General features: G+C 61.4%; 26 protein-coding genes. 15 read left to right on the forward strand and 11 right to left on the reverse strand.

Features of this window, described 5'->3' with window-relative positions; translation table 11 throughout:
- The first annotated feature begins 143 nt into the window (after positions 1 to 143).
- The 4 genes from G5195_RS10200 to G5195_RS10215 all read left to right on the forward strand — a co-directional run bounded on the left by G5195_RS10200 (position 144) and on the right by G5195_RS10215 (position 3,657).
- Complete coding sequence (locus G5195_RS10200) at positions 144 to 623, forward strand: L,D-transpeptidase family protein (RefSeq protein WP_227341454.1); 480 nt, start codon at positions 144 to 146, stop codon at positions 621 to 623.
- 164 nt (positions 624 to 787) lie between these two features.
- Complete coding sequence (locus tag G5195_RS10205; RefSeq protein WP_227341453.1) at positions 788 to 2,314, forward strand: YjjI family glycine radical enzyme; 1,527 nt, start codon at positions 788 to 790, stop codon at positions 2,312 to 2,314.
- A gap of 10 nt (positions 2,315 to 2,324) precedes the next feature.
- Positions 2,325 to 3,209 (forward strand): YjjW family glycine radical enzyme activase, encoded by an 885-nt coding sequence (locus G5195_RS10210; protein WP_266135314.1) that lies wholly within the window; start codon positions 2,325 to 2,327, stop codon positions 3,207 to 3,209.
- Between the two features lie 124 nt (positions 3,210 to 3,333).
- Positions 3,334 to 3,657, forward strand: a complete 324-nt coding sequence (locus G5195_RS10215) for a DUF1820 family protein (RefSeq protein ID WP_216952118.1) — start codon at positions 3,334 to 3,336, stop codon at positions 3,655 to 3,657.
- 63 nt (positions 3,658 to 3,720) lie between these two features.
- Here G5195_RS10215 and G5195_RS10220 read toward each other — a convergent pair whose 3' ends face one another.
- The 3 genes from G5195_RS10220 to G5195_RS10230 all read right to left on the reverse strand — a co-directional run bounded on the left by G5195_RS10220 (position 3,721) and on the right by G5195_RS10230 (position 6,362).
- Positions 3,721 to 4,653: a LysR family transcriptional regulator gene (locus G5195_RS10220; protein ID WP_421236097.1), complete on the reverse strand. Its 933-nt coding sequence runs from the start codon at positions 4,651 to 4,653 to the stop codon at positions 3,721 to 3,723.
- Between the two features lie 66 nt (positions 4,654 to 4,719).
- Positions 4,720 to 5,916 carry an aromatic amino acid transaminase gene (locus G5195_RS10225; protein ID WP_033114017.1) on the reverse strand — a complete coding sequence of 399 codons (1,197 nt, stop codon included), beginning with the start codon at positions 5,914 to 5,916 and terminating at the stop codon, positions 4,720 to 4,722.
- A gap of 170 nt (positions 5,917 to 6,086) precedes the next feature.
- Positions 6,087 to 6,362: a metal/formaldehyde-sensitive transcriptional repressor gene (locus G5195_RS10230; RefSeq protein WP_005343089.1), complete on the reverse strand. Its 276-nt coding sequence runs from the start codon at positions 6,360 to 6,362 to the stop codon at positions 6,087 to 6,089.
- A 71-nt stretch (positions 6,363 to 6,433) separates the two neighbouring features.
- Between G5195_RS10230 and dmeF the strand changes: the two genes are divergently transcribed.
- A complete protein-coding gene (gene dmeF, locus G5195_RS10235; RefSeq protein WP_421236098.1) occupies positions 6,434 to 7,387 on the forward strand; it encodes a CDF family Co(II)/Ni(II) efflux transporter DmeF in 954 nt (317 codons plus the stop codon).
- Between the two features lie 159 nt (positions 7,388 to 7,546).
- Here dmeF and G5195_RS10240 read toward each other — a convergent pair whose 3' ends face one another.
- The 7 genes from G5195_RS10240 to lpxL form a co-directional block, all read right to left on the reverse strand.
- Positions 7,547 to 7,795, reverse strand: coding sequence for a hypothetical protein (locus G5195_RS10240; protein ID WP_266135317.1), 249 nt, complete (start codon positions 7,793 to 7,795; stop codon positions 7,547 to 7,549).
- A 66-nt stretch (positions 7,796 to 7,861) separates the two neighbouring features.
- A complete protein-coding gene (locus tag G5195_RS10245) occupies positions 7,862 to 8,434 on the reverse strand; it encodes a DNA-J related domain-containing protein (protein ID WP_421212970.1) in 573 nt (190 codons plus the stop codon).
- The gene (locus G5195_RS10250) at positions 8,431 to 10,218 is read right to left on the reverse strand and encodes a cation:proton antiporter (RefSeq protein ID WP_421236099.1); all 1,788 of its coding nucleotides are present in this window, start codon (positions 10,216 to 10,218) and stop codon (positions 8,431 to 8,433) included. The genes G5195_RS10245 and G5195_RS10250 overlap by 4 nt, the downstream gene beginning before the upstream one ends.
- 190 nt (positions 10,219 to 10,408) lie before the next feature.
- Positions 10,409 to 10,930, reverse strand: a complete 522-nt coding sequence (locus tag G5195_RS10255; RefSeq protein WP_421236100.1) for an MltR family transcriptional regulator — start codon at positions 10,928 to 10,930, stop codon at positions 10,409 to 10,411.
- Between the two features lie 133 nt (positions 10,931 to 11,063).
- Positions 11,064 to 12,209 carry a mannitol-1-phosphate 5-dehydrogenase gene (locus G5195_RS10260; RefSeq protein ID WP_201298792.1) on the reverse strand — a complete coding sequence of 382 codons (1,146 nt, stop codon included), beginning with the start codon at positions 12,207 to 12,209 and terminating at the stop codon, positions 11,064 to 11,066.
- Positions 12,210 to 12,246: 37 nt separating this feature from the next.
- On the reverse strand, positions 12,247 to 14,169 hold the full coding sequence (locus G5195_RS10265; protein ID WP_021231686.1) for a PTS mannitol transporter subunit IICBA: 1,923 nt from the start codon (positions 14,167 to 14,169) through the stop codon (positions 12,247 to 12,249).
- A gap of 626 nt (positions 14,170 to 14,795) precedes the next feature.
- Positions 14,796 to 15,719: an LpxL/LpxP family Kdo(2)-lipid IV(A) lauroyl/palmitoleoyl acyltransferase gene (gene lpxL, locus G5195_RS10270; RefSeq protein WP_216979539.1), complete on the reverse strand. Its 924-nt coding sequence runs from the start codon at positions 15,717 to 15,719 to the stop codon at positions 14,796 to 14,798.
- Positions 15,720 to 15,923: 204 nt separating this feature from the next.
- Between lpxL and hldE the strand changes: the two genes are divergently transcribed.
- Positions 15,924 to 17,351, forward strand: a complete 1,428-nt coding sequence (hldE, locus tag G5195_RS10275; protein WP_421236101.1) for a bifunctional D-glycero-beta-D-manno-heptose-7-phosphate kinase/D-glycero-beta-D-manno-heptose 1-phosphate adenylyltransferase HldE — start codon at positions 15,924 to 15,926, stop codon at positions 17,349 to 17,351.
- A gap of 116 nt (positions 17,352 to 17,467) precedes the next feature.
- Here hldE and tolC read toward each other — a convergent pair whose 3' ends face one another.
- The gene (gene tolC, locus G5195_RS10280) at positions 17,468 to 18,790 is read right to left on the reverse strand and encodes an outer membrane channel protein TolC (RefSeq protein ID WP_268011671.1); all 1,323 of its coding nucleotides are present in this window, start codon (positions 18,788 to 18,790) and stop codon (positions 17,468 to 17,470) included.
- Positions 18,791 to 19,094: 304 nt separating this feature from the next.
- Between tolC and nudF the strand changes: the two genes are divergently transcribed.
- From nudF to G5195_RS10325, 9 genes are all read left to right on the forward strand, one after another.
- Positions 19,095 to 19,736 (forward strand): ADP-ribose diphosphatase, encoded by a 642-nt coding sequence (gene nudF / locus G5195_RS10285; protein WP_005335901.1) that lies wholly within the window; start codon positions 19,095 to 19,097, stop codon positions 19,734 to 19,736.
- A gap of 46 nt (positions 19,737 to 19,782) precedes the next feature.
- Positions 19,783 to 20,187, forward strand: coding sequence for a DUF1249 domain-containing protein (locus G5195_RS10290; protein WP_202411252.1), 405 nt, complete (start codon positions 19,783 to 19,785; stop codon positions 20,185 to 20,187).
- Positions 20,188 to 20,209: 22 nt separating this feature from the next.
- Positions 20,210 to 21,028, forward strand: coding sequence for a 3',5'-cyclic-AMP phosphodiesterase (gene cpdA / locus G5195_RS10295; RefSeq protein ID WP_421236102.1), 819 nt, complete (start codon positions 20,210 to 20,212; stop codon positions 21,026 to 21,028).
- Between the two features lie 12 nt (positions 21,029 to 21,040).
- Positions 21,041 to 21,628 carry a YqiA/YcfP family alpha/beta fold hydrolase gene (locus G5195_RS10300; RefSeq protein WP_421236103.1) on the forward strand — a complete coding sequence of 196 codons (588 nt, stop codon included), beginning with the start codon at positions 21,041 to 21,043 and terminating at the stop codon, positions 21,626 to 21,628.
- A 2-nt stretch (positions 21,629 to 21,630) separates the two neighbouring features.
- The gene (locus tag G5195_RS10305) at positions 21,631 to 22,254 is read left to right on the forward strand and encodes an NUDIX hydrolase (RefSeq protein WP_421209318.1); all 624 of its coding nucleotides are present in this window, start codon (positions 21,631 to 21,633) and stop codon (positions 22,252 to 22,254) included.
- Between the two features lie 36 nt (positions 22,255 to 22,290).
- Positions 22,291 to 22,692 carry a GFA family protein gene (locus G5195_RS10310; RefSeq protein WP_421209320.1) on the forward strand — a complete coding sequence of 134 codons (402 nt, stop codon included), beginning with the start codon at positions 22,291 to 22,293 and terminating at the stop codon, positions 22,690 to 22,692.
- A 113-nt stretch (positions 22,693 to 22,805) separates the two neighbouring features.
- Entirely contained in the window at positions 22,806 to 23,048 is a 243-nt protein-coding gene (locus G5195_RS10315) for a DUF1656 domain-containing protein (RefSeq protein WP_421236120.1), read from the forward strand.
- A complete protein-coding gene (locus tag G5195_RS10320) occupies positions 23,041 to 23,907 on the forward strand; it encodes an HlyD family secretion protein (protein WP_005343109.1) in 867 nt (288 codons plus the stop codon). Before G5195_RS10315 ends, G5195_RS10320 begins: the two co-directional genes overlap by 8 nt.
- Before the next feature lies 1 nt (position 23,908).
- Positions 23,909 to 25,918: an FUSC family protein gene (locus G5195_RS10325; protein WP_421236104.1), complete on the forward strand. Its 2,010-nt coding sequence runs from the start codon at positions 23,909 to 23,911 to the stop codon at positions 25,916 to 25,918.
- Positions 25,919 to 25,995: the final 77 nt, after the last annotated feature.

Below are 25,995 nucleotides of genomic sequence, written 5' to 3' on the forward strand. Positions count from 1 at the left end.
GTTCGCAGCCAAGATATGTTTTATTGGGTCTATTGAGTATTGATGGCGATCCAATATCATGGCGCTCGCTCGCCAACGGGCGAGCCTATTCAGATGATGTGACAACCATAAAAAGCCCTGCCAGAGGCTTGTCGAGGGATGGAATGAGAGCCGTATTGTTGTGTGTGCTGGGGCTGTGGCCCGCGCTGAGTTTTGCCTTTACCGAAAAAGCCGATTTGGTGGTGGTCAAGAAGTCTACCTACAGCCTCACCCTGATGAAGGATGGCAAGGAACTGAAGCGCTACTGGGTTGCACTGGGCCCGGCTCCCAAGGGGCACAAGCAGCGGGAAGGGGATCAACGTACCCCGGAGGGGCGCTACACCCTGGATTACAAGAAGAGCAACTCCGGTTTTTATAAAGCGATACATATCAACTACCCGAATCTGGACGATATCAAGCGCGCCAATGAGTTGGGGGTGAACCCGGGTGGCATGATCATGATCCATGGTCAGCTTAACCGGATGGGTAACCGTCGGGTACAGCCCTCCAACTGGACCAACGGTTGTATTGCGGTACTTAACCACGAGATGGATGAGCTCTGGAATGCCATTGACCCGGGTACGCCCATCATCATCGAGCCCTGAGCCGCAGAACGGGGGCCTTGTCGGCAGACAAGGCCCCCGTTCTGTTCTGGTTGTGATCCCCTTTAACGGATGTCTTTTTGAGACATTCGCATTGTTGTGAATGTCACTTCAAAAAAAGCCTGTAAATGGTAAGGATATGGGTTCTATCCGTGAAGGAGTGTCCCATGTCTTTGATCGAAACCTGTCAGCGCATCGTGCGCGATCCCCATCTCTCCGCCGCCCAGAAGAGCCACGCACTGGCGCTGGCCGCCGAGAATGCGTTGCCCTACCCCGACCTGCCTGCCGCAGTCGCCGAGGCGATGGAGCAGGGATTTATCTGCGACATGTTCGAAGGGCACGCCCCCTACAAGCCGCGTTATGTGCTGCCGGACTATGAAAAATTTCTGACTCAGGGCTCTGCCTGGCTGGAGCTGGCGGCGCCGCAGGATTTCGACGAGGCGCTCAACGCCCTGCGCATCCTCTATCACCATGTCCCCTCCGTCACCGGCATGCCGGTCTGGCTGGGGCGGCTCGACCATCTGCTGTTGCCGTTTGTCGGCGAACTGGATGACGAGACCCTCTATCGCAAGCTGAAGGGGTTCTGGGTCTATCTGGATCGGGTGCTGCCGGACGCCTTCATGCACGTCAACATCGGGCCGGATGACAACCGCATCTGCCGCCTGATCCTGCGTATCGACAACGAGCTCAAGCAGGTAGCGCCGAACCTCACCTTCTTCCACGATCCGGAGCAGACCCCAGACAGCCTGCTGCTGCAGGCGGTGAAGAACATCGCCGAGTGCAGCAAGCCGCACATCGCCAACTACCCGATCCACCGCGATACCTTCGACCAGCGTGGTTTTGGTATCGTCAGCTGCTACAACGCCCTGCCGCAGGCCGGTGGCGCCAATACCCTGGTGCGCATCTCCCTCAAGCGGGTTGCCGAGCAGTGCCAGGGGATAGATGACTTCCTCGGCTGCCTGCTGCCCCACTACTGCCGCCTGGCTTCTCAGCTGATCGAAGCGCGGGCTGCTTTCTTGCATAAGGAGTCCGGCTTCTTCGACAGCTTCCTGGTCAAGGAGGGGTTGCTGGATGAGGATCGTTTCGTTCCCATGTTTGGCATCTACGGCATGGCGGAAGCGGTCAATATCCTGATGGATAAAGAGAATCTGCCGGATCGCTACGGCCATGGCGAGGAGGCGAACCAGCTTGGCTATCGCATCTCGGCCCAGCTTTCCGCCTATGTGACCACGACCTCGCAGACCCATGCCTGGGGTGGCCGCGCCCTGCTGCACTCGCAAGGTGGCCTCAGCATCGATGTGGCAGTCACCCCCGGGGTACGCATTCCCTACGGGCAGGAGCCGGATCCCGCCAGTCATGTGCTGGCGCTGGCACCGCACCACACTTATTACCATTCGGGGATCAGCGAGATCCTGACGCTGGATCCCACCATCCGCCAGAACCCGCAGGCGCTGCTGCAGCTCTGCAAGGGGGCGCTCGCCATCGGTATGCGCGAGTTCACCGCTAACGTGGCCGACAGCGATCTGGTGCGGGTGACCGGCTACATGATCCGCAAGAGCGACGTGGCCCGCTTCGCAGAGGAGGGGTCGCGCTTGCAGACCACCTGTCTTGGTGCGGAGGCGAGTGAAGTGACCGCCATTCGTCAGCGTGCTCCGCGAGTGGTCGCCCACGAATCGACTATCGGCGAGTATTGAGTTCGCACCGATGGCTGATGTCTTGCCAACACGCAGCGCCCTGGTAAGCAGGGTGCTGCCGTTCTCCTGTGTCGACGGGCCGGGCAACCGGCTGGTGCTGTTTCTGCAAGGGTGCAACTTTCGCTGCCCCGGCTGCCACAACCCTCACACCATAGGGCTGTGCGACGATTGCGGTGACTGCCTTGCGGTCTGTCCGAGTGGCGCCCTCTCCATGAGCGAAGGTAAGGTTAATTGGCAGGAGGCGCTCTGCACCGATTGCGATGCCTGTCTGGAGGCCTGCCCGCGCAGTGCCAATCCCAAGACCGCCAGCATGACGGTGGCCGAGGTGCTGGCCCTGCTGCGCCGCTACGGCCCCTTGCTGAGCGGGATTACTGTCTCAGGCGGTGAGGCGACTACTCAGCTCCCCTTCGTGGTTGCGCTCTTTACCGCCATCAAGGCCGCGCCGGATCTGGCCCATCTCACTTGCCTTCTCGACAGCAACGGCTCGCTGGCCGAAACCGGCTGGCAGCGGCTATTGCCGATGCTCGATGGTGCCATGCTCGATCTCAAGGGGTGGCGTGACTCGGTACACCTCTCGCTGACCGGTTACAGCCGCGAACGGGTGCTGGCATCGCTGCAACTGCTGGCAAGTCACGGCAAGCTGACCGAACTGCGGCTGCTCCACGTGCCGGGCAAGAGCGATTTTCTGGATGCGAGTGGTGAGCTGGACGCGGATCTCGCCGCCTTCTTGCAGCGGCTGGGGCCTGTGCCCATTCGCCTCAATGGCTTTCGCCACCACGGGGTACAGGGGGAGGCTGCGCAATGGCCAGAGGCGACCCGCAGCGAGCTGGAGTGGCTGGCGAGTCGGTTGCGTGCTGCGGGAGTGGGGGCGGTGACCTTGCCACCGCTGATCTGAAGAGGTCTGATCGATTCCCTTGCTGTGTAGTAAAAGCACACAACTGTGACTTCTGTCTATTGGAGGGGGCCTTGGGGCTCGTTATGATATTGCCCATCCATCCCTCCTCCATCACAGATAAATCATGAGTGAAAGCAAGGCGTTATATCGGGTTCAGTTTATTTGCCACAACGAGCGCTACGAGGTCTATGTGCGCCAGGTGAATCAGGGCCAACTGTTCGGTTTTATCGAGATCGCCGATTTTGTCTGGGACAACCACACGGCGCTTATCGTCGATCCCAGCCATGAAAAGCTCAAGAGCGAATTTGCCGATGTGCGTCACACCCTTATCCCCATGCATCAGGTGTTGCGCATCGATCAGGTGAAAAAGCAGGGGGCAGCTCGCATTACGGATCTGGGTAGCAATGTCGCCTCTTTCCCCAGTCCCATCTATACCAAACGTCCCTGACCCCTCATTGCCATGGATGTTTCGCCGTGGCGAAACATCCATCTCTTCTCGCTGTCACCTGGCTCAGGGCTCGACCAGCTCGCGACCCAGTTGCAGGATCCGCTGGCGGAACCAGTGGCGGGCCGAGCCATCACCGGCCGGGCCATACCAGACCAGACTGTGACTCACTTTGCCGTAATCGAACGGTGCCGGACGTAGCTCCAGATCCGGCTGGCTGGCGATGCATGCCGCCCAGCCACCGATGGCGGTGAGGATCAGATCAGTCTGGGGCAGCAGGGCTGCTGCGCTGGCAAAATCGGGCAGGGTGGCGCCAATCTGGCGACGCGCCTGTTGCTGGGCAAGGCTCTGCTCGAAGAAGGGGTTGGCCAGCTCCTGATCCCGGATGGCGATATGGCGCCAGCTCAGGTAGGCATCGAGATCCCAGGGCTTGGCCAGCGCCGGGTGGTCTTTGCGCAGCAGACAGACCAGTTTCTCTTCCCGCAGGGTCTCCCACACCAGCCCGGGCTGGCGCGGTAACGGTTGGCTCTGGTCATGGGGCAGGATCACGAAGTCGAGTTTGCCCGCTGCCAGCGCCTCCAGCCCTTGTTCATCCTTGTTCCAGATCTCCGGCACCATGCCCGGGACTTCTTTCATCAGCTGACCCAGAATGGGGCCCACCGGCCAGGTCATCACGCTCTCGCGCAATCCCAGCCGCAAGCAGCCCTGCCACTGCTGGGGGTTGAAGGCATTCTGGCGAGTGAGGCCGTTCAGCTCCCCCAACAACCGGTGCAGGGTGGGAGCCAGTCGCTCGGCCATGGGGGTGAGCAGCAGCTGGTTGCCCTGGCGGTAGAGCAGTTGATCCCCCAGCAGACCCCGCAGCTGGTTGAGGGTCTTGCTAACGGTGGAAGGCGTGGTGCATAGCCGCTCGGCGGTGCGGGTGACGCTCTGGTTGTCGAGCAGCAGATGCAGGGTGACCAGATGGCGACCTCCCAGCCGAGAGAGTGCGATCAGATCCATAAGTACTCCACAAGCGAAGGGAAGAGACAAGACAAAAAAGCCCCGCCAAAGCGGGGCTGGTGCGGATTAGCCCTTGAGCACCGCGGCCATGGCGTCGGCTACGTAGTCGACGTTGCGACTGTTGAGGCCCGCCACGCACATGCGACCGGATCGCACCAGATAGACGGCGAACTCCTCGCGCAGCCTGTCCACCTGCTCCGGGGTGAAGCCGGTGTAGCTGAACATGCCGCGCTGGTTGATGAAGTAGCTGAAGTCGCGGCCCGGCACCTTGGCGCTCAGCACCTCGAACAGCTTCTGGCGCATGGCCTTGATGCGGGTGCGCATCTCGGTCACTTCGTCGACCCACATGGCGTGCAGCTCGGGCTGGCTCATCACAGCCGCGGTGATCTGGCCACCGTGGGTGGGCGGGCTGGAGTAGTTGCGACGCACGGTGGCCTTCATCTGACCCAGTACGCGGCTGGCTTCTTCGGCATCCTTGCAGATGACCGACAGGCCGCCGCACCGCTCGCCGTAGAAGGAGAGGTTCTTGGAAAACGAGTTGCTGACGAAGAAGCTGACCCCTGCGGCCACCATGGCGCGAATGGCGTAGGCATCCTCTTCCAGCCCGTCGCCGAAGCCCTGATAGGCGATATCCATAAAGGGGATCAGGTTCTTCTCGACCACCAGCGCGATCACCCGATCCCACTGGGCACGGGAGAGATCCACCCCGGTCGGGTTGTGGCAGCAGGGGTGCAGCAGCACGATGCTCTTGGCCGGCAGGGTACTCAGGCAGTCGATCATCGCATCAAACTGCACGCCGCCAGTGGCCGCATCGTAGTAGGGGTAGTCGTGCACCTTGATGCCGGCGCCTTCGAACATCGCCTTGTGGTTATCCCAGGTGGGATTGCTGACCCACACCTCGGAGGTCGGGAAGTAGCGCTTGAGCAGATCGGCGCCGATCTTCAGAGCGCCGGAGCCGCCGATGGTCTGGATGGTGGCGATACGTCCCGCCTTGACCGCTTCATGGTCGGCACCAAACAGCAGGTGTTGCACTGCGGTGCGGTAGTTGGCGGCGCCTTCCATCGGCTGGTAGGGGCGCGGGGCAGGGGCGGCCGCGCGCTGGGCTTCGGCCTGCTGCACCGACGGCAGCAGCGGAATGCGCCCCTGCTCGTCGTAATAGAGGCCGATCCCCAGGTTCACCTTCTGCTCGCGGGTGTCTTTGTGGAAGGTCTCGACTAGCGTCAGGATGGGGTCGCCAGCATAGGCATCGACGTGTTCAAACATGGGGGATCCTTGAAATTGACTGTCCAGTAAAACCGGCGGTCAGCCGGGCTGGACATCATGGCGCAAAGCTGGCGGTGGCTCAAGCCCGAAAGGGACGGGGGCTGGCGGGCAGACGCCACACAGCCGTAAACGGAATGATGCGGGGTCGCCCGCAGCCTCATTCACCGGTCCTACTTCAGATAGGATCGCAATACCCGCACTACTTGATCCAGATCTTCCAGCCGCTCGGCCGGGGTCGCCTCTTCGGCACCCAGATGCTCACGCATGTGCCCTTCCAGCACCTCCAGCATCAGGCCGTTGACGGCACCGCGAATGGCCGCGATCTGCTGCAAAATGGCGGCGCAGTCGCTCTCCTGCTCCAGCGCGTGCTCCAGCGCACCGGCCTGTCCCTTGATGCGACGTACCCGTGCCAGCAGCTTCTTTTTACCGTGAATGGTGTGTGACATGCAGGATCCTCTCGATCAATAAAACTATACTGGGGTATAGTATATTGCATTGTCGTCCTCAGGAGAAATCCATGTCATCCCTTGCCTCATCCCACTGCCACCAACCCGTCGTCCACGAAGGGAATCCGCTGGCCGAACAGAAGACTCGCTGGGCCGTGCTGCTGACCGTCATCATGATGGTGGCGGAGATCGGCGGCGGCTGGTTCTACAACTCCATGGCGCTGCTGGCCGACGGCTGGCATATGAGCTCCCACGCGCTGGCGCTCGGTCTCTCGGTGCTGGCCTATCGCGCCGCCCGCCACTTTGCCCGCGACCACAGATTCAGCTTCGGCACCTGGAAGATCGAGGTGCTGGGTGGCTTCACCAGTGCTCTCCTGCTGGTGGGGGTGGCCGGGCTGATGCTGTTCGAGTCGGTGTTCCGGCTACTGGATCCCAGCCCAATCCACTATCAACAGGCGATCGCCATCGCGCTGGTGGGGCTGCTGGTGAACCTGGCCTGTGCCTGGTTGCTCAAGGATGATCACAGCCATCATCACCACGGCCATGACCACCATCATGAGCATCACGACCACGATCATCATGACCATGACGCTCACCACGGCCATCAGGATCTCAACCTGCGCGCCGCCTATATCCACGTGCTGGCGGATGCGGCCACTTCCGTGCTGGCGATCCTGGCACTGGTGGGGGGCATGCTGTGGGGGGCTGACTGGCTGGATCCCCTGATGGGCATAGTGGGGGCCGTACTGGTGGCTGTGTGGGCCTGGGGTCTGTTGCGTGACTCCGGTCGGGTGCTGCTGGATGCCGAGATGGATACCCCGTTGGTGGGTGAGATCCGTGAGGTGATTGCCGACCTGCCGGATGCCGAGATCCGCGATCTGCACGTCTGGCGGGTGGGACAGCAACAGTATGCCTGCGTGCTCTCCCTGCTGATGGCGGCGCCTGTCTCCGCCAGCGAGATCCGCGCGCGGTTGGCGATACATGAAGAGCTGGTCCATGTAACCATAGAGATAGCCACTCCATAGCCAGACTTATAGCTGTCTATGCCAGATAGCGTGCAACTTGCACTCTGCAACACGAGCAAATCGAAGCAGTTTTTCTGGGGAGGCCTGTGGCAGGCAAGTGCTGACTATATGCCTGGTACAAGCCTCACCGGGGCTAGGGGTGAGATGTGGCGGTTTGAGTTAACGTTCGAAGAAGCGATAGAGGTGTTCTACCTGCATCGGGCAGTCAGCTACCAGATGCACATGATCGCGGGCCTGCTCGACCGTATCGAAACTGACCGGGCAGCCGAGGGTGTCGGTCAGCTCGTAGAGAGCGCCATCATTGCCTCTGAATTCGATGAGCCAGCCGGGGATGGCCACGTCGTGGAGTATTTCGGCCTCTTGCAGGATCTGTTGTTGATAGAGCTTGCGAAGTTCACTGACTGTCATGATGCTCTCCTGTGAAGGGGGATTCAGCTCCAGTCTATGCCTCTCTTTGTGCGGACGGCAACCGGATCATCCCCGCAGGACCTCCCGGGCCCAGCGGATACGGATAAAGGTCTCGGCATTACCACCTCGATCCGGATGGTGCTGCAATGCCAGCTCCCGCCAGCGGCGGCGGATCGCCTCCTGACTCGCCCCTTCATTCAACTCGAACAGGGCCAGCGCCTCGGCTTTGTGCCCCTCACCGTCATAAGCGTGCCAGAAGCGGTTGAGCAGGGCCTCTACTTCGGCACGATCGGTCTGCCAGAACACCTGCCAGTCGAGATAGTAGCCGCGCAGATTTTCGCTAAGGGCAAAGCCGTGGTTGACCTCCTGGTTCCCGGCCAGCGGTTCGAGCCGGATATCCAGGGTGCTGATCACTAGCCACCATCCCTCTTGCCAGAGCTCGGCCTGCAACTGGTAGAGGGCGTTCATGATCAGGAAGTTGACCCGAAACAGCTGCAACTGCTCGTCGTCGGCCAGCCGGGGGATCGCCCCCTGCTGGCGCAGGGCGGCCATCAGTTCATGCACCTTGTAGCTGCCCGCCGCCTGTTGCAGCAGCACCAGCAGAGGGGCGATCAGCGGATTATGGTTGGCTTCGTTCATTCGGCGCCCTGCTCTCTGGGCGGCTGCAGGGCGATCAGCAGCTCACCCGCCTGCGGAGTGACGGGGCCGGTAACGATCTGGGGCTTGCCCTTGCCATCCATGATGAAGAGCGGGATGGCGCCGGGATTGGCGGTCTGATACTGGGCCCAGTCGAACGCCTCGCTCAGGCGGGTCGCCTTGATCTGGCCGCCCCGGCTCAGCAGGCTGCTCAGCCGGGCATAGTTGATGTCGGGGCCGAACAGGTTCTGGCGAGCGCGAAAGGTGGCGCTTTCCCGGTTGGCCTTGCCGTGCTGCTCGCTGGAGCGCAGGGAGTAGACCTGCTCCTCGCCGTAGAGGTGGGCGAAGTGCAGCACCCCGAGGGCGTTGTTGTGGCGGTTGGGGGAGAGCGCCAGCACGGTACTGATGCTGGTGAGCGGCAGGTGCAGCTCGGCATGTTCCGACTGGGGGTTGCCGAAATAGCAGGGGAGGTTGCTCATCCGCGCCTGTTTGCAGAACTCCCAGGCGGGATCGCAGAGCTGTACCGGCACCCCCTGATCCGCCAGTGCCCGGCCTATGGCCCGCGCCACCGAGTTGGCCCCTATGATGAGCCAGGTGTTGGGGGCGCTCTGGCGCATCTTGAGCAGGCTGGCCAGCGGTGCCGAAGTGAGACTCTGCAGCACCACGGTGGAGATGATCACCGCAAATACCAGTGGCACCAGCTTGTCGGCATCGGGGATCTCTGCCTGATGCAGACTGATGGCGAACGAGGCGCTGACCGCCGCCGCAACGATACCGCGCGGGGCGATCCAGCTCAGCAGGGCGCGAGCCCGCCAGGAGAGATCCGAGCCCCAGGTCGAGACCAGAATACAGAGCGGGCGCGCCACAAACTGCACCACGCAGAGCAGCGCCAGCACCATGGGGCCGAGCTGCCAGAGCTGTGCCAGATCGAGGCGGGCCGCCAGCAGGATAAACAGGCTGGATATAAGGATGACCGCGAGATCTTCCTTGAACGCCAGCACCTCTTCCAGATCCAGCCCCTCCTGATTGGCGAGCCAGATGCCGAACACGGTCACCGCCAGCAGGCCGGACTCGTGGCTGAGCCAGTTGGAGAAGCTGAAGGTGACCAGCACCAGCGCCAGCACGCCGAATTTGTGCAGGCTGACCGGTAGCCAGTCCTTGCGAATGAGCAGGGTGGTGAGCCAGCCTGCCGCCACCCCGATCAGGGAACCGACCAGCACTGTCTTGCCCAGCGCCAGCAGGGTATGGCTGATGAGGTCCCCCTGACTGCCGAGGCGTACCGCCTCGAACACCAGCACCGCAAACAGGGCGCCGATGGGGTCGATGACGATCCCCTCCCAGCGCAGGATACGGTCCACCTCCCGGGTGGGGCGGATCACGTTGAGCATGGGGGCGATCACCGTCGGGCCCGTTACCACCAGCACAGCGCCGAGCATGGTGGCAACCCGCCAGTCCAGCCCCAGCAGGAAGTAACCGGCGCTGCCGATGACGGCGAAACTGACCAGCATGCCGGTGGAGCAGAGATTGCGCACCACCTTGCCGATCCCCTTGAGCTCGGCCAGATGGAGGGTCAGTGCCCCCTCGAACAGGATGATGGCCACCGACAGGGAGACCAGCGGAAACAGCAGATCCCCGAGCAGGGCATCGGGGTCGAGCAGGCCGCTGACCGGGCCCAGAGTCAGGCCGGTGAGCAGCAGAAACAGGATGGCGGGCACCCGCAGCGACCAGGCAAGCCATTGGGCCAGCACGGAGACCAGGGCGATCCCGGCCAGAGAGAGGGCAATCATGCAGACCTCGATTCAGGCAGTGAGTATGGAGCTAGTGTAGTGGCTAAGTTGGTCAGATTGACACCCGAAGGTGTGGGCGTCATGGCCGGGATGGGGATATGTGCGACAGTCGGCGTCATGGTGGCTGGCGGTGGTGTGAAGGGCGCCAGCCAGACGCCAACCGTGGTGATGGTGTGGCTTCGGGGCCGGATTAGATGGGGCTCTCCTTGTGGAGCTCGCCGACACAGTCGGCCAGCGCCAGTACCAGTGCGGAGCGCACCATCTGATCGAGCCGGTTGAGCTGCATCTGGTAGAAGGCCCAATCCTCTTCGCTGGCGGGGGGATCCAGCTTCATCATGCCGCCCTGGTTGACCCCGTGCAGGCGGTCGAGCAGATCGCGGATCGGCTTGTCGCTGAAGCGGTAATCCTTGGGGTCGCGCACCAGAAAGTCGCGGATCTTGATATAGGCTTCGATATCCTGATAGCGCTCGAGTGAGATGAGGCCGAGGGCGAAGATGAGCTTGAGGCGCACCTCCAGCTGGCCGAGGGGGCCGCTCTGGTTGAGCAGGGGTTCGATGGCGTATTTGACGGCATACTCCTCCTGACGGAACGCGCGTCGCATCAGGGAGTCGACCGCCTCTTCCAGGATGGTCACGGCTTCGAGAAAGAAGCCGCGGGGGCCATCCTGCTCGTTCAGTCGTTCCAGTACTTCATCTTCCTGGTGTGTGGTCATAGGTGCATTGGGTCCAGCTGACAGGGAGAGAGTCAGCCTCTCTCCCGGTTTTTATCATATGGGGCACATTCCCTTGCCATTCAAGCGCTTGGCGCGCTATCAGTGATGGCTGAATGCGCCGCAAGCAGGGTCATTACAGGGTTTCGTAACGGGCGACGATGGCGCGAACCACCTCGCTCTCTTCATCCAGTCCGGTAACGCGGGCCAGCGCTTTGGCCGGGCCAAGCTCCGCCAGCAGGGCTTGCAACTCCACTGCCTGCGGGTCATCGGCATTGCGATAGTGGAGCGCCGCGGCGATCCCTTCCTGCAACTGATCGCTCGGCAGGCCGTACTCCAGGGTGCCCAGCAGCGGCTTCACCAGTCGATCCCCCGCCGCCAGCTTGCGCAGTGGCTGACGACCGACCCGGTCAATCTCGTCCACCAGATAGGGGTTGGCGAAGCGGGCCAGGATCTTCTCGATGTAGGCGGCGTGCAGACGCGGGTCGAAGCCGTAGCGTTTCACCAGCACGGCACCGCTCTCCTCCATGGCGCGGCGCACCTTGCTGCGGATCACCGGATCTTCGATCGCCTCGCGCACTGTGCGATAGCCCCGCAGCTTGCCGAGGTATGCGGTGACGATGTGGCCGGTGTTGAGGGTGAACAGCTTGCGCTCGACGAAGGCCATCAGGTTGTCGGTGGGTTCCATGCCCGCCACCTGTGGTAACTCCCCCTTGAACTGGGTCTGGTCGACGATCCACTCGCTGAAGCTCTCGACCGTCACTTCCAGCGGGTCATCGTTGGCTGCCGCGGCGGGCGGCACGATGCGATCCACCGCCGAGTCGACGAAGCCGATGCAGGATTCGAGCGTGGCATGATACGCGACCGGCAGGTACTTGAGTACCTCCTGCTTGAGGTGGCTGGTGCCGCGCACCATGTTTTCGCAGGCGATGACGTTGAGCGGTGTCAGGTTGCCGGCATCGAAACGGGCCTGCAGCCCCTTGGCCAGGGTGCTGGCAATCTTGTCCAGAATGTTGGGGCCCACTGCCGTGGTGACCAGATCGGCAGTGATGATACGGGCGATCACCTCGTGACCGGCGGAGCTCACCGCCGCCACGTTGCGCACCACATCCAGCTTCTGATCCGCACCCACCACATGGACCTTGTACTCCTGACGGTGGTTGAGCTGGTCGATCAGGGTGTCGTTGACGTCGGCGAAGGTGACCTGATGGCTGGCATCCGCCAGCACTTTACCGATAAAGCCGCGACCGATGTTACCAGCACCAAAATGCAATGTTTTCATGATATTAACCTCTTGAACCAAAGACGATGAAAGATGATTACGCAGCCTGTTCGGCACCCAGCAGATCCAGGAAGGCCTGGGGATCCGTGGTGCTGGCCAGCCGGTCGATGAGACCGGGTTCATCCAGTGCATTGGTCAGGCGGGTTATCACCTGCATATGTTCGTCGTTGCGGGCGGCGATGCCGATCACCAGCCGTGCTACCTCATCGGCAGCCTCGCCAAAGGCGACCCCGGCCGGGTACTGGCAGATGACGATGCCGGTACGCTTCACAAACTCTTTGGCGGCGATGGTGCCATGGGGCACGGCGATGGATTCGCCGAGGTAGGTGGAGACCAGCTGTTCGCGCTCCAGCATGGCGTTGACGTAGTCGGGCGCCACGTAGCCCCGCTCGGCCAGCAGTCGGCCAGCGGTCAGGATGGCGGCCTCCTTGTTGTCCGCTTTCAGCCCCAGATGCACGTCATGACGGCTCAGGGTAAAGACTTCGGCGGCCTGTGGCTCGTAGCTGTCGTCGTTGGCCGCCACCAGCAGCTGCGGGTTGGCGACGTCATCGTTGGCAGCGCGGCTCAGGCTCTGTACCAGCTCCTGATAGAGGCCGTTGTCGAGGAAGTTGGTGAGGGAAATATGATGAGCATTCGGCGCATGGCGACGGGCCCGCTCGGTCAGATCCTTGTGAGTGATGACCCAGTCCACCTGATCGTCGAGCTGATCGATGGCGCGGTTGGTGACGCTGATATCGAGCCCTGCGGCCTGCACCCGCTTGCGCAGCATGCCGGCGCCCATGGCGCTGGAGCCCATGCCCGCATCACAGGCGACCACAATATTGCGTACCGCCATCAGTTCGCCGCCCGGCTTCTTGGCCGCTGCGGTTTCGGGCTTGCCGCCCTTCATGGCTTTCATCTTGCGAGTGGCTTCACCGAGGGCATCGGCCTCGTCCGCTTCCGGCTGCTGGGCGCGAACGAATACGGCGGCGACCAGGAAGGAGACCAGAGTGGCGCTGATGATGGAGAGGGCGACCCCGATCAGGGAGGCTTTCGGCGTCATCAACAACACGGCGAAGATGGAACCCGGTGAGGCAGGGGAGACCAGACCTGCGTTGAACAGGGTCAGGGTAAAGACCCCGGTCATGCCACCGGCGATCACCGCCAGAATGAGGCGCGGGTTCATCAGCACATACGGGAAGTAGATCTCGTGGATGCCGCCGAAGAAGTGAATGATTGAGGCGCCAGCCGCGGACTGCTTGGCCGCACCACGACCGAACACCATGTAGGCCAGCAGCACACCCATGCCCGGGCCCGGGTTCGCTTCAATCAGGAAGAAGATGGAGCTGCCGTGCTCGGTCGCCTGCTGGATCCCCAGCGGCGAGAAGATGCCGTGGTTGATGGCGTTGTTGAGGAACAGGATCTTGGCCGGTTCGACGAAGATGGAGGTGAGCGGCAGCATGTGGTTTTCCACCAGGAAGCCGACGCCACCGGCCAGCAGGCCGGAGAGCACCTTGACGAAGGGGCCAATCACGAAGAAGGCGAGGATTGCCAGCAGCATGCCGATAAGGCCGGCGGAAAAGTTGTTGACCAGCATCTCGAAGCCGCTCTTGACGCGACCGTCCATCGCCTTGTCGAAGCGCTTGATGGCCCAGCCACCGAGCGGGCCGACCATCATGGCGCCCATGAACATGGGGATATCGGTTCCCACGATGACGCCCATGGTGGTGATGGCACCGACCACGCCGCCACGCTCACCGCCCATCAGTTTGCCACCGGTGTAGCCAATCAGCAGCGGCAGCAGGTAGGTGATCATGGGGCCGACCAGCTTGGCCAAGGTTTCATTGGGCAGCCAGCCGGTGGGAATGAAGAGGGCGGTGATAAAGCCCCAGGCGATAAAGGCGCCTATGTTGGGCATGACCATATTGGACAGGAAGCGTCCAAAATTCTGTATCTTGACTTTGGTATCCGGTGATAACATGTCGGGACCCCGTTTTAAGCCTGTTTGATTAAAAGTGGTAGTCGGGATGGCCGGTTTTGCCGAACCGCCATCCCGGTCGTCTAAGCAACTTCAATCTACCAGCTTGATATCAAATTAGGCTGAAAACGGGGTGTCTTGTGAGCTAGCTCTCAGATACCCAGCGATACCCCCTCCCAAACCAGTGATCCTGATCACGTTCGAGAGCTGTAATTCGGCTACATTTCGATCTTTTCTGTTTTGAATGACCATTTTTTGTGATTTAGGTCACCACTTCAGCTTTGCCGCTCCTTCGTGTAAAGGTGATTCACATCACAAATTCAGTTTTTGTATTCGAATGGGACAAATCACTCAATTACTCATCAGTGGGTAGTGGCGATGGATCTATCGAAATACTCCATTGCTTACCAATGAATCAATAAATTTGTAACCCGCTTTCAGTTTTTACGGTCGGTGATGAGGGCTCTTTTGCGGCTGATTGATGGGAATGGGCGCCAACATGCAGGATGCTATCGAGCGGCAGATGTTCGGGGCGCTTGTTTGCCGCGCAGGCCAGATTGCAGATAAAAACAAACCGCCAGCAGGCGGTTTGTCAGTTTTTGCGATCTGGCCCCTGTTGAGGCTGCGGCTCAGTAGAAGCCGGCATTCTCGGGAGAGGGGCGGGTCTTGAAGCGGCGATGGAGCCACATGTACTGCTCCGGCGCCTTGCGCACCGCAGCTTCAATCTCGCGGTTGGCGCGGGCGGCATCAATCATGTCATCTCCGCTCGGGTAGTCGGCGAGCGGCGCCCCGATATGCAGGGTGTAACCCTCGCTGGTACGGATGTTGTAGCAGGGCAGGGTTACGGTGTTTTTAACCCGAGCCAGGGTGGCGGTGCCGGTGATGGTGGCCGCCTGCTCTACCGCGAAGTAGGGCACGAACACGCTGGCGTGGCTGCCGTAGTCGTGATCCGGTGCATACCAGAGGGCGTCGCCGTTGCGCAGCGCCTTGATCATCCCCTTCACATCCATCCGGTCCACCAGATATTTGTTGGAGGCGCAGCGACCGTGGTACTGGGCATACTCCAGCACCGGGTTGGTGTTGGGGCGATAGACGCCGACCCCGGGGCGCACCAGCCCGAAACAGCGGGCGTTGAGTTCCAGCGTTAGGAAGTGGCAGGAGAGCAGCAGCATGCCCTGACCTTTTTCCATGGCAGCGATGACATGCTCTTCCCCTTCCACTTTCATCAGGTTGCGCATCCGCCAGTCTGGCCAGAACCAGGCGATCCCCACCTCGAACACGGCGCAGCCCACGCTCTCGAAGTTTGCCTTAAGCAGTTTCTCCCGCTCATCCCGGGTTAGCTCGGGCATGGCCAGCTCCAGATTGCGACGGGCAATCTTGACCCGGGACTTCAATATCCTGGCGGCGAGGCGACCGAGCTGACGGCCCAGCCACATCTGGCTGCGCCACGGCAGCAGGGTCAGCAGCCAGAGCAGGCCGAGGCCGAACCAGCTGGCCCAGTAACGGGGATGAAACAGGCGGGGCTCGAGGCGGGGAGCGTTGTCGTGGGCCATGGCTAATCTCTTGTTCGCAAACACAATCGGGGGATTCTAGCCGAAAAGGGGGGGCGGGGGCGAATGGCTGTGTGCTGGTCAGAGGGGTAGCCTGCGTCCGGTTAGCGTGACAGCGGCGGCAACTGCGGTCGGCTTTTTCTACACCGGATAAAAGAGTGTGATAAAATCCCCCGCTGATTTTTCAGGTTTTGAGAGTCGATACAGATGAAGATCACCCTGCCCGATTTTGAAAAAGCCCGCGTTCTGGTCGTTGGCGATGTCATGTTGGACCGTTACTGGCATGGCCCTACCGGTCGGATCTCCCCCGAGGCGCCGGTGCCCGTGGTCAAGGTTGAACACATTGAGGAGCGTCCCGGTGGCGCGGCCAACGTGGCCCTCAACTCCGCCGCCCTTGGCGCTCACGCCGTGCTGCTTGGCCTGACCGGTCAGGATGAAGCGGCCGATGCCCTGGCCGGTCAGATGGCTGGCGTCAAGGTGGCCTGTGATTTCGTTCGTCTGGCCGACTTCCCGACTATCACCAAGCTGCGGGTGCTGTCCCGCAACCAGCAGCTGCTGCGTCTGGACTTTGAAGAGCCCTTCCACTCCGTCGATGCCACCCTGCTGATGAGCAAGGTGGAGCAGGCGCTGCCGAATAGTGACGTGATGATCCTTTCCGACTACGGCAAGGGTGCTCTCAACGACGTGCCCGGCATGATCCAGCGCGCCCGTGCCGCCGGTATTCCGGTGTTGGTCGACCCCAAGGGGACCGACTTCGAGAAGTACCGCGGCGCTACCTTGCTGACCCCCAACATGTCCGAGTTCGAGGCTGTGGTAGGCAAGGTGAAGAGCGAAGAGGAGCTGGTCGCCAAGGGGTTGGATCTGGTCAAGCGTTTCGAGCTGGATGCCCTGCTGGTCACCCGTTCCGAGAACGGCATGACCCTGATCCGCGAAGGTCAGCCAGAGCTGCATCTGCCAGCTCAGGCCCACGAGGTTTATGATGTGACCGGTGCCGGTGATACCGTCATCTCGACCCTCGCCACCTCGCTGGCGGCAGGCAAGAGCCTGGACGAAGCCTGTGCGCTGGCCAATACCGCAGCCGGTATCGTGGTCGGCAAGCTGGGTACCTCTACCGTCAGTCCGGTCGAGCTGGCCAACGCCCTCTACACCGAGCAGGAGACCGGCTTCGGCGTCATGTCCGAAGCCCAACTGAAAGTGGCGGTTCGTGCCGCCCGTCTGCGCGGCGAGAAGGTGGTGATGACCAACGGTTGCTTCGACATCCTGCACGCCGGCCATGTCTCCTATCTGGCCAACGCCTGCAAGCTGGGGGATCGCCTGATCGTGGCGGTCAACACCGACGAGTCGGTTCGTCGCCTGAAAGGGCCGGGTCGTCCGGTCAACCCGACTGAGCGCCGCATGGCCGTACTGGCTGCGCTGGGCGCGGTGGACTGGGTGGTGCCCTTCTCCGAGGATACCCCGCAGCGCCTGATCGCCGAGATCCTGCCGGATCTGCTGGTCAAGGGCGGTGACTACAAGCCGGAAGATATCGCCGGTTACGCCGAGGTGACCGCCAATGGTGGCGAGGTGCGCGTCCTCAACTTCGAGGATGGCTGCTCCACCACCGACATCATCAAGACGATCCGCGAGCGCGGCTAACGTTCTGCTAGCCCCGCAATCTGGCGGGGCTCACTATCGGTGGTAGCAAACCGGCAGAAATACGGATAACAAAAAGGCGACCTTGCGGTCGCCTTTTTCATGTCCGATAGCGGCTATCAGCCTTTGGCTTTTGCCGTGGCAGGCATCAGACCCTGGTTCACTTCCACCAGATCCTGCGCTTCCAGAATACCGGCAGCCTGTTTCAGGCTCAGGATATTGAGAATGTAGTTGTAACGGGCTTCGGAGAGCTTCTGCTTGGCCTCGTACAGCTTGCGAGTAGAGTCCAGCACGTCGACGATGGTACGGGTACCCACTTCGTAACCGGCTTCGGTTGCCTTCAGGGCGCTGTCGGCGGAGACCACAGACTGGCTGTAGGCACGTACCGAGCCGATGCTGGCGTTCACGTTGTTGTAGGAGGAGCGCACTGTGCTCTGCACCGAGCGGAAGTTCTTCTCCAGCAGTTCACTGGCCGCAACGTAGTTGTATTGAGCCTGTTTTACCTTGGAGCTGGTGGCGCCACCACTGTAGATGGGCAGTTTGAAGGTCAGACCGATATTGGCCTGATTGTCATTGCCGCCGCTCTGAATACTATCCAGCTTGTAATCGGTATTGCTGGTTTGCAGTCCGGCCCCCAGATCCAGCGTCGGCTCATGGCCGGTTTTGGCCAGATCGATCTGCTCCTTGGCAATGTCCTTGCTGATGCGGGCACTGTGCAGTTGCAGGTTCTTGTCCAGCGCCAGCTCCAGCCACTTGTCGGAGCCGAAGGCGGTCTTCTGCGGGCTGAAACGAGCGGTGTTCAGCACGTCCAGATTGCGGTGATCGATACCGGTCAGCTCGCGCAGGGTCTCGTAGCTGTTGTCCAGCGAGTTTTCGGCATTGATCTCGTCAGCCAGCGCCTGGTCGCGGGAGGCTTCAGCTTCATGGACGTCGGTGATGGCGGTCAGGCCCACTTCGAAACGCTGCTGGGTTTGCTCCAGCTGACGCTCTACCGCAACCTTGTTGGCACGGACGAACTCCAGGGTATCCATCGCCTTGAGCACATCAAAGTAGGCTTTGGCGGTGCGCACCATCAGGTTCTGGATTTCGAGGTTGTAGGCGACATCAGACTGGGTGGCCTGCTTCTCGCTGATATCCAGATTGACCCAGTTACTGCGACGATAGAGGGATTGCGACAGCGTCACCTCACCCTTGGCGTTGGTATTGCTCTGGGTGTCGTTCTTGTTTTGCAGATAATTGAGCCCGGCACCCAGATCGATCTGGGGCAGCAGAGGGGCTCGGGATTCGTTGATCTTCTCGAAGGCTTGGTCGCGAACGGCTTTGGACTGCAGCAACTGCGGGTCTTTCAGCTGGGCTTGTTGATAGATATCGAGCAGGTTTTCGGCGTGGGCACCGGCACTGACGCCCAGCAACACCATGACTGACAAAAGTGTTCTTTTCATAGATCGTTTTAACCTTATGTAGTAACCCAAACTGGTTGCTGGAGAGGCAAATATTGTCACCGACCAAGCTTGATTGCAGCTTAATCACTCTACTATAAGCAAAATTTAATGCTAAGAGTCTCAGGTCCGGTGACGGGAACGTCAAGAACCGGACGCAGTTTTCTCCCCGCGCGCCTAGCCAAATGGTCTGTGGCTGCTAAAATCCACCCCTCATTACCATGGCACGCCGAGTGAATGAACGTTCATTCATGTTCCTCGGATTTTATGGTCAAACTGATACAAGTCAAGCTGACGGGAGCCCCGGATGTCGCAGCAACCCTTGCCGCAAGATCGGCATTACGCCGCCGATGATGTGAAAATCATTGAAAAATCAGCTGGATATAACGGCTTCTTCAAGGTGAATGTCTATCGTCTGCAGCATCGGTTATTTGCGGGCGGCTGGAACCAGCCCATCGTGCGCGAGCTGTTCGAGCGGGGCCATGCTGCCGCGCTGCTGCCCTATGATCCGGTACGCGACCAGATCGTGCTGGTGGAGCAGTTCCGTATCGGCGCCATGGAGACCAGCCCGACCCCCTGGCTGCTGGAGCTGGTGGCCGGCATCATCGACGAAGGGGAGACCGCCGAGGCGGTGGTGCGTCGCGAAGCGGTAGAAGAGGCCGGGATCGAGGTTGCCCGCTGCGAGCATGCCATCAGCTATCTGGTGAGCCCGGGCGGCAGCACCGAGCGGATCGAGGTCTTTGTGGGCGAGGTGGATGCCAGCAAGGCCGAGGGGCTGCACGGTCTGGCTGATGAAGGCGAGGATATCCGGGTGCACGTGGTGAGCCGCGAACAGGCCTACGCCTGGCTCAAAGAGGGACGCATCGACAATGCGGCCTCGGTCATTGCCCTGCAGTGGCTGGCCCTCAACCACGGCGAGCTGCGCGCCCGCTGGCTGGCGGATCGCTGAGGTGGCGCTGACCCTGCAACAGAGCAGGCGCTATGTGCCTGATCTGATGTCCTTGCAGCGTACCTGCGAGGTCAATTACATGGCGTTGATGAAACTGCTGCCGCCAGATGGGGAAGTCGGCGCCGAGCGCCGCTATCGGGTCGGCAACGATCTGCAGTTCCAGCTCACCATCATTGGCGAGAGTCGCTTCACCAATCAGGTGATCCTGAGCCAGCACAACCCCGAATTGCCCGAATATTTACAAGCTCAGATAGAGATTCGTTTGTATCATGATGTGCGGATGGCGGAAGTGTGTGCAGCGCAACAGATTTCCCGTTTGCAACCACGTTATGATTATCCCAATAAAAAGATGCACCAGCGGGACGAAAAGGAGCAGGTAAATCTGTTTCTGGCCGAATGGCTAAAATTTTGTCTCAGACATGGTACCAGCCCGATCAATATCTCCAGTTGAACAAATAAAAAGAAGCGTGATTTTGGAAACAGAGCTCCCCCAGGCGCAGGACGGCAGTGTGCGCCTGTTGCAAATTACCGACACCCACCTCTTCGCGAGTGCCGAAGGGCGGCTGTTGGCTGTGCGCACCGCAGAGAGTCTGGCCGCCGTGCTGGAACAGGTGCAGGCCAATGAACACCCCTACGAGGTGATTCTGGCGACCGGCGATCTGTCGCAGGATCACAGCCCGGAATCCTATCAGCGTTTCGCCTCCATGATGGCGCCCCTGGGCCGCCCCATCTACTGGCTGCCGGGTAATCACGATGACAGCCCGCTGATGACCGAATATCTCCATGCCGCCGGGATCAGTGAATCCAAACAGCTGGTGGGCGACCACTGGCAGGTGATCCTGCTCGACACCCAGGTGCGCGGCAAACCCCACGGCATGATTGGCGATCACCAGCTGGCCGCCCTCGACCGTGCCCTGTGTCAATATCCTGATCGCCACGCTCTTATCACCCTGCACCATCAGGCAGTGCCGGTGGGCTGTGCCTGGCTGGATCAACACAATCTCAAGAATGCCGATGACCTGTTCGCTGTACTGGCCCGTCATCCGCAGCAGAAGACCATCCTGTTTGGCCACGTCCATCAGGAGTTTGACGAGGTGCACCGCGGGGTGCGGCTGATTGCCAGCCCATCGACCTGCATCCAGTTCAAACCTCTCTCTGATGGCTTTGCGCTGGATGAATCCGGCCCGGGCTGGCGCTATCTCACCCTCTATCCGGATGGGCGGGTGGCCAGCGAGGTGTGGCGCCTGCCGGTGGGACAGTTTGTGCCCGACCCCAACGCCACCGGTTATTGAGGAGAGCATTGCATGAAGTCGGTTCTCCTTTATCTGCACGGTTTCAACTCCTCACCGGGCTCCGCCAAGGCGCAGCAGATGGCTGCCTGGGTGGCCGCCAACCGGCCCGACATCGAGGTGATCATTCCGGCCCAGCCCAATACGCCAGCGACGGCCTGGGCGGCTATCGAGCAGACCATTGCTGATCTGCAGCGTCGTTATGGTAGTGACTACAAGCTCGGCGCCGTGGGTAGCTCCCTCGGCGGCTTTATGGCGACCCGGGTCAGCGAGCAGTACGGCTGCCGCGCGGCGCTGATCAATCCGGCGGTGCGCCCGCACGAGCTGCTTTGCGACTACCTTGGCCCCCAGACCAATCCCTATACGGGTGAGCAGTACGAACTGCTGCCTCAACATATGGACGAGCTGCGGGCACTGGCGGTACCGGTGACGGCGCCGGAGCGACTCTGGGTGCTGCAACAGCAGGGGGATGAGGTGCTCGACTACCGTAAGGCGCTGGACGAATACCGCTTTGCCCGCCTCTCGCTGGAGTGCGGCGGCGACCACGCCTTCGTGGCGTTCGAGCGCTACCCCGCCCAGATCATCCGTTTCCTCGGGCTTTAATCATGCAACCGCCGTTGGCCGCCTTTCTGGAACAGGTACTGGTCACGGCGCAAGCGGGCCTCACCTACTCCAAAGACCCCTTCGATATCGGCCGTTTCGAGGCGCTGCGAGCGGCCACCGTGGCCCTTATCGCCAGCCAGGGCGAGCTGGCGCCGGAAGCCATCAGCGACTGGATTGCCCTCGACAGTGGTTATCCCACCCCCAAGCTCGATGTGCGGGCCTTCATTCAGAACGATGCGGGCCATATCCTGCTGGTACAGGAGCGCAGCGACGACTGCTGGACTCTGCCCGGTGGCTGGTGCGATATCGGTGACTCGCCGGCGGATGCCGTGGTGCGTGAAGTGGTGGAGGAGACCGGCCTTGAGTGCCGTGCGGTGCAACTGCTGGCCCTGTTCGACAAGCTAAAACATCCTCATCCGCCCCAGCTGCCTCACGCCCACAAGGCTTTCTTTCTGTGCGAGGTGGCCGGCGGCCAGCTGCTGGGCGAAACCGATGAAACCAAAGGGGCGGGTTACTTCCCCATCGACGACTTGCCCCCGCTCTCCCGCCATCGGGTGGTGGCCTCCCAGTTGCGCACCCTCCATGAGCACTTGCAGCAGGGGCGGCGCGATACCCTGTTTGATTGACATCTGAGGAAGTGAACCCGTCTGCAAGGAGGCTGGATGATCAAGCGCATCGGCAATACCCCGATTCAAGAGAAACACAAGGCCAGCTGCCACTGCGGCGCCGTGGTGCTGGAGCTGACCCTGCCGGATGGGGTGGTTGATCCGCGCCGCTGTGACTGCTCGTTATGCCGACGTCGGGGCGCTATCGTCGCCTCGGTGCCGCTGTCCGGCATCCGCATTCTGCAAGGGGAGGAGGTGCTGCGCTGCTACCAGTTCAATACCCGCACCGCCAAACACTACTTCTGCAGTATCTGCGGCATCTATACCCACCATCAGCGCCGCTCCAACCCGGCCGAGTATGGCTACAACCTCGCTTGTCTCGAAGGGGTCAACCCGTTCGAGCTGGGGGCGGTGCCGACGCGCGATGGCGTGCATCATCCAGCGGATCGACAGGTCTGAACAAAAGGGGCTCATATGTTCCTGTTGCACCCTGCGGGGCAGTGTTAATCTTTAGCGGCCTGTTTACTTTGCCTCGCCCGGGGCAGGGAATGGCCGAACTCTTCTGAACTTCACTGCCAACAGGGAGCACGTTTGTGACAACTCCTTCTGCGCTGCCGGATCTGGTACTGGGCGCCTCTCTCTACTTTCCGCCGCTGTTCAAGGCGGTGCTGCTCGGCCTGCTCTGCTGGCTGCCGGTGCACCATCTGCTGCGTGACTGGCTCTATGGCGGGGATGTCTGGCACCCCATGTTGATGGATCTCTCTCTCTTTATCCTCGCCGTCAGCGGCGCTTTATGGATGCTGTTACATGGCTAAATCACCTCTCGCGACCCTCAAATACTTCTCTACCCTGCTGGTCTGCGCGCTGGCGCTGGCGGCGGGCTGGTGGCTGTGGAACTACTACATGCAGGGGCCCTGGACCCGGGATGGCAAGGTGCGCGCCGAGCTGGTCAGCATTACCCCCGAGGTGTCGGGCAAGATCATCAAGATCGCGGTGAAGGACAACCAGCTGGTGAAGGCGGGGGAGGAGATCTTTACGCTCGACCCCGAGCCCTACCGGATCGCCCTAGATAATGCCCGGGCGGCGCTGGCCAAGGCGAAATCGGATCTCGACAAGGCGGAACACGAGGCGAACCGCCGCAGCGGCCTGTCGCGCAGCGTCATCTCCGCCGAGACGATGGATGAGGCGCGCCTCAATGCCCAGGCGATGCAGGCGGCCTATCAGGTGGCACAGGCCAATCTGGAGAAGGCGGAGTGGTCGCTGGCCAAGACCCGGGTGCATGCCGCGAGCGATGGCTACATCACCAACCTGCAGACCCGGGTCGGCAACTATGCCAGTGCCGGCGTGCCGCTGGTGGCGCTGGTGGATACTCACTCCTTCTATGTGCAGGGTTATTTTGAAGAGACCAAGCTTGGCCACATAGCGCCGGGCAAACCGGCCGAAGTGGTGCTCTACAGCGGGGAACAGCGGTTGCGCGGCGAGGTGGAGAGCATAGGGCGCGCCATCCACGATCAGAGCGTCGATGGCGGCAACGGTCTGCTGATCGACGTCAAACCCAACGTGCCCTGGGTGCGGCTGGCCCAGCGGGTGCCGGTGCGGATCAAGCTGCTGGATGTGCCGGCGGACGTGACGCTGATCGCCGGCACCACCTGCACCATCACCATTGGCGAGTAGGGTGAGCGAGTCATTCTGGCTGCGTACCCCCTGGGGGAAGGCGACAGGGGGGCAGTGGCGTTATGCCCTGCACAACGCGCTGGCCATGTGCCTGTCGCTCTGGCTGGCCTTCGTGCTGCAGCTCGACTCCCCCTACTGGGCGATGAGTTCGGCCGCCGTGGTGAGTTTTCCCACTGTGGGCGGGGTGATCAGCAAGAGTCTGGGGCGGGTGGTTGGCAGCCTGATGGGGGCGATGGCGGCGGTGGTGATCACCGGTCTTGGCATCAGCGATCCCTGGCTGTTCAGCTTCCTCATCGCCCTCTGGCTGGGCTTGTGCACCTACATCTCCAACCACTATCAGAACAACGTCTCCTACGCCTTCGCCCTCGGCGGTTACACTGCCGCCATCATCGCCTTCTCCTGCGTCAATGTGGCGGATCCCCACCATATCTTCGATATTGCCCAGGCGCGGGTGAGCGAGGTGATCATCGGTATCCTCTGCGGCGGTCTGATGATGATGATCCTGCCCAGCACCTCGGATAGCGAAACCCTGCTGGACTCCCTGCGCAAGAGCCAGACCCGCCTGCTGGAACATGCCCAGCTGCTCTGGCTGGGGGAGATGACGCCCGAGGTGCGCAGTTCCCACGAAGGGCTGATCGGCCAGATCCTCACCATGAACGTGCTGCGCATACAGGCGGTCTGGAGCCATCATCGGTTGCGGCGCCAGAACCGGCTGCTCAACTTCCTGCTCCATCGCCAGCTGCGGCTCATCAGCCTTATCTCCAGCCAGCGCCGCATGCTGCACAACTGGCCGGAACAACCGGAAGGCATTCAGGCGCTGCTCGCCACCCTGCTGGCCGAGCTTGGCAAGCCGGAGTGCGACAAGTATCGGGTTGCGAGGTTGCTGGCTCCCCTGATGCCGACCAGCGAGCATGATTACCGGCTGCGCACCTTTTTGCTGCGGCTGCGCCATTTCTGCTGGAGCTATCTGGAGTGTCAGCGCTGGCTCGACCGGTTGACCCGCTACGACGATCAGGAGTGGCCGGCGCCGCCCCGTCACACCTCCCTCACCAGCCATACCGACACGCTGGAGGCCGCCTACAACGGCGGGCGCACCTTCCTCTGCGTGCTGCTCGGCTGCACTTTCTGGATCAACAGTCAGTGGGATGCGGGCAGCTCGGCGCTCACCATGCTCTCCATCTGCTGCGTGCTCTACTCGGCGACCCCGGCGCCGGCTCAGGGGGCCAACACCATGCTCAGGGCGATCCTGCTGCTCAGCCTCATCTGCTTTGCGGTCAAGTTTGGCCTGATGATCCGCATCGACGATTTCTGGGTCTTCTGCCTCTTGCTCTTTCCGGCGCTGCTCTCCATGCAGCTCTGCAAACAGCAGCAGGTGCGGCAGGCGGGCCTCTGGGGCCAGATGATCGTGCTGCTCGGCTCGTTTCTCGCCATCACCAATCCGCCCAGCTACGACTATCAGCAGTTCATCAACAGCAGCCTCGCCCAGATGATGGGGGTGATGAGCGCCGCGCTGGCGTTTCAGCTGTTGCGACCCAGCTCGGATCGGCGCAAGAGCCGCCGCATTATCCGCTCCCTGCGCCGCCACTTCATGGATCAGCTGGAGCCGGCCCCGCGCCAGAGCGAGAGCCAGTTCGAGTCGCTGATCTACCACTGCATCAGCCAGCTCGGTCAGAGTCAGGAGCAGACCGCCCGTATGTGGGTATTGCGCTGGGGCGTGGTGCTGCTCAACTGCAGCCATATCGTCTGGCAGCTGCGCCAGTGGCGCGGTGACGAGCATCCTCTCTATCTGGTGCGTGACAACTGTATCCGTAGCCTGAAGGGGATCCTCACCGAGCAGGGGGTGCAGCACGCTTCCCTCGACCGCACGCTGGCCGAGCTGCAGCGGATCAGTCAGGGGCTGGCCAACCATGGCGATGGCACGGCGCGAGAGCTGGCAGGCATGGTGTGGCGGCTGCAAAGTTCGCTCTCCCAGCTGCAACAGGCGCTGCCTGGCCCTGCCGAGGGGCGCTGAAATAGCCTTGGGGGGGGCGCAATCCCCTCCGGATCACCCTTTCCCGCAGCCAAGTTTGTCCAATACCCTCCCAACGA

It is taken from the genome of Aeromonas sp. 601039 (assembly GCF_049174415.1).
In the GTDB taxonomy this organism is placed as follows: Bacteria; Pseudomonadota; Gammaproteobacteria; order Enterobacterales; family Aeromonadaceae; genus Aeromonas; species Aeromonas veronii_A.

Excerpts from the sequence above, each read along its gene's own strand:
- G5195_RS10220 (WP_421236097.1), bottom strand. The coding sequence starts at position 4,653 with ATGGATCTGATCGCACTCTCTCGGCTGGGAGGTCGCCATCTGGTCACC.
- lpxL (WP_216979539.1), bottom strand. The coding sequence starts at position 15,719 with ATGGCCCACGACAACGCTCCCCGCCTCGAGCCCCGCCTGTTTCATCCC.
- tolC (WP_268011671.1), bottom strand. The coding sequence starts at position 18,790 with ATGAAAAGAACACTTTTGTCAGTCATGGTGTTGCTGGGCGTCAGTGCC.
- G5195_RS10245 (WP_421212970.1), bottom strand. The coding sequence starts at position 8,434 with ATGAACGAAGCCAACCATAATCCGCTGATCGCCCCTCTGCTGGTGCTG.
- G5195_RS10300 (WP_421236103.1), top strand. The coding sequence starts at position 21,041 with ATGAAGTCGGTTCTCCTTTATCTGCACGGTTTCAACTCCTCACCGGGC.
- G5195_RS10240 (WP_266135317.1), bottom strand. The coding sequence starts at position 7,795 with ATGACAGTCAGTGAACTTCGCAAGCTCTATCAACAACAGATCCTGCAA.
- G5195_RS10320 (WP_005343109.1), top strand. The coding sequence starts at position 23,041 with ATGGCTAAATCACCTCTCGCGACCCTCAAATACTTCTCTACCCTGCTG.
- G5195_RS10205 (WP_227341453.1), top strand. The coding sequence starts at position 788 with ATGTCTTTGATCGAAACCTGTCAGCGCATCGTGCGCGATCCCCATCTC.
- G5195_RS10310 (WP_421209320.1), top strand. The coding sequence starts at position 22,291 with ATGATCAAGCGCATCGGCAATACCCCGATTCAAGAGAAACACAAGGCC.
- G5195_RS10265 (WP_021231686.1), bottom strand. The coding sequence starts at position 14,169 with ATGTTATCACCGGATACCAAAGTCAAGATACAGAATTTTGGACGCTTC.
- G5195_RS10200 (WP_227341454.1), top strand. The coding sequence starts at position 144 with ATGAGAGCCGTATTGTTGTGTGTGCTGGGGCTGTGGCCCGCGCTGAGT.
- G5195_RS10305 (WP_421209318.1), top strand. The coding sequence starts at position 21,631 with ATGCAACCGCCGTTGGCCGCCTTTCTGGAACAGGTACTGGTCACGGCG.
- G5195_RS10290 (WP_202411252.1), top strand. The coding sequence starts at position 19,783 with ATGTCCTTGCAGCGTACCTGCGAGGTCAATTACATGGCGTTGATGAAA.
- G5195_RS10250 (WP_421236099.1), bottom strand. The coding sequence starts at position 10,218 with ATGATTGCCCTCTCTCTGGCCGGGATCGCCCTGGTCTCCGTGCTGGCC.
- G5195_RS10260 (WP_201298792.1), bottom strand. The coding sequence starts at position 12,209 with ATGAAAACATTGCATTTTGGTGCTGGTAACATCGGTCGCGGCTTTATC.
- G5195_RS10210 (WP_266135314.1), top strand. The coding sequence starts at position 2,325 with ATGGCTGATGTCTTGCCAACACGCAGCGCCCTGGTAAGCAGGGTGCTG.
- G5195_RS10215 (WP_216952118.1), top strand. The coding sequence starts at position 3,334 with ATGAGTGAAAGCAAGGCGTTATATCGGGTTCAGTTTATTTGCCACAAC.
- hldE (WP_421236101.1), top strand. The coding sequence starts at position 15,924 with ATGAAGATCACCCTGCCCGATTTTGAAAAAGCCCGCGTTCTGGTCGTT.
- nudF (WP_005335901.1), top strand. The coding sequence starts at position 19,095 with ATGTCGCAGCAACCCTTGCCGCAAGATCGGCATTACGCCGCCGATGAT.
- dmeF (WP_421236098.1), top strand. The coding sequence starts at position 6,434 with ATGTCATCCCTTGCCTCATCCCACTGCCACCAACCCGTCGTCCACGAA.
- G5195_RS10225 (WP_033114017.1), bottom strand. The coding sequence starts at position 5,916 with ATGTTTGAACACGTCGATGCCTATGCTGGCGACCCCATCCTGACGCTA.
- G5195_RS10255 (WP_421236100.1), bottom strand. The coding sequence starts at position 10,930 with ATGACCACACACCAGGAAGATGAAGTACTGGAACGACTGAACGAGCAG.
- G5195_RS10230 (WP_005343089.1), bottom strand. The coding sequence starts at position 6,362 with ATGTCACACACCATTCACGGTAAAAAGAAGCTGCTGGCACGGGTACGT.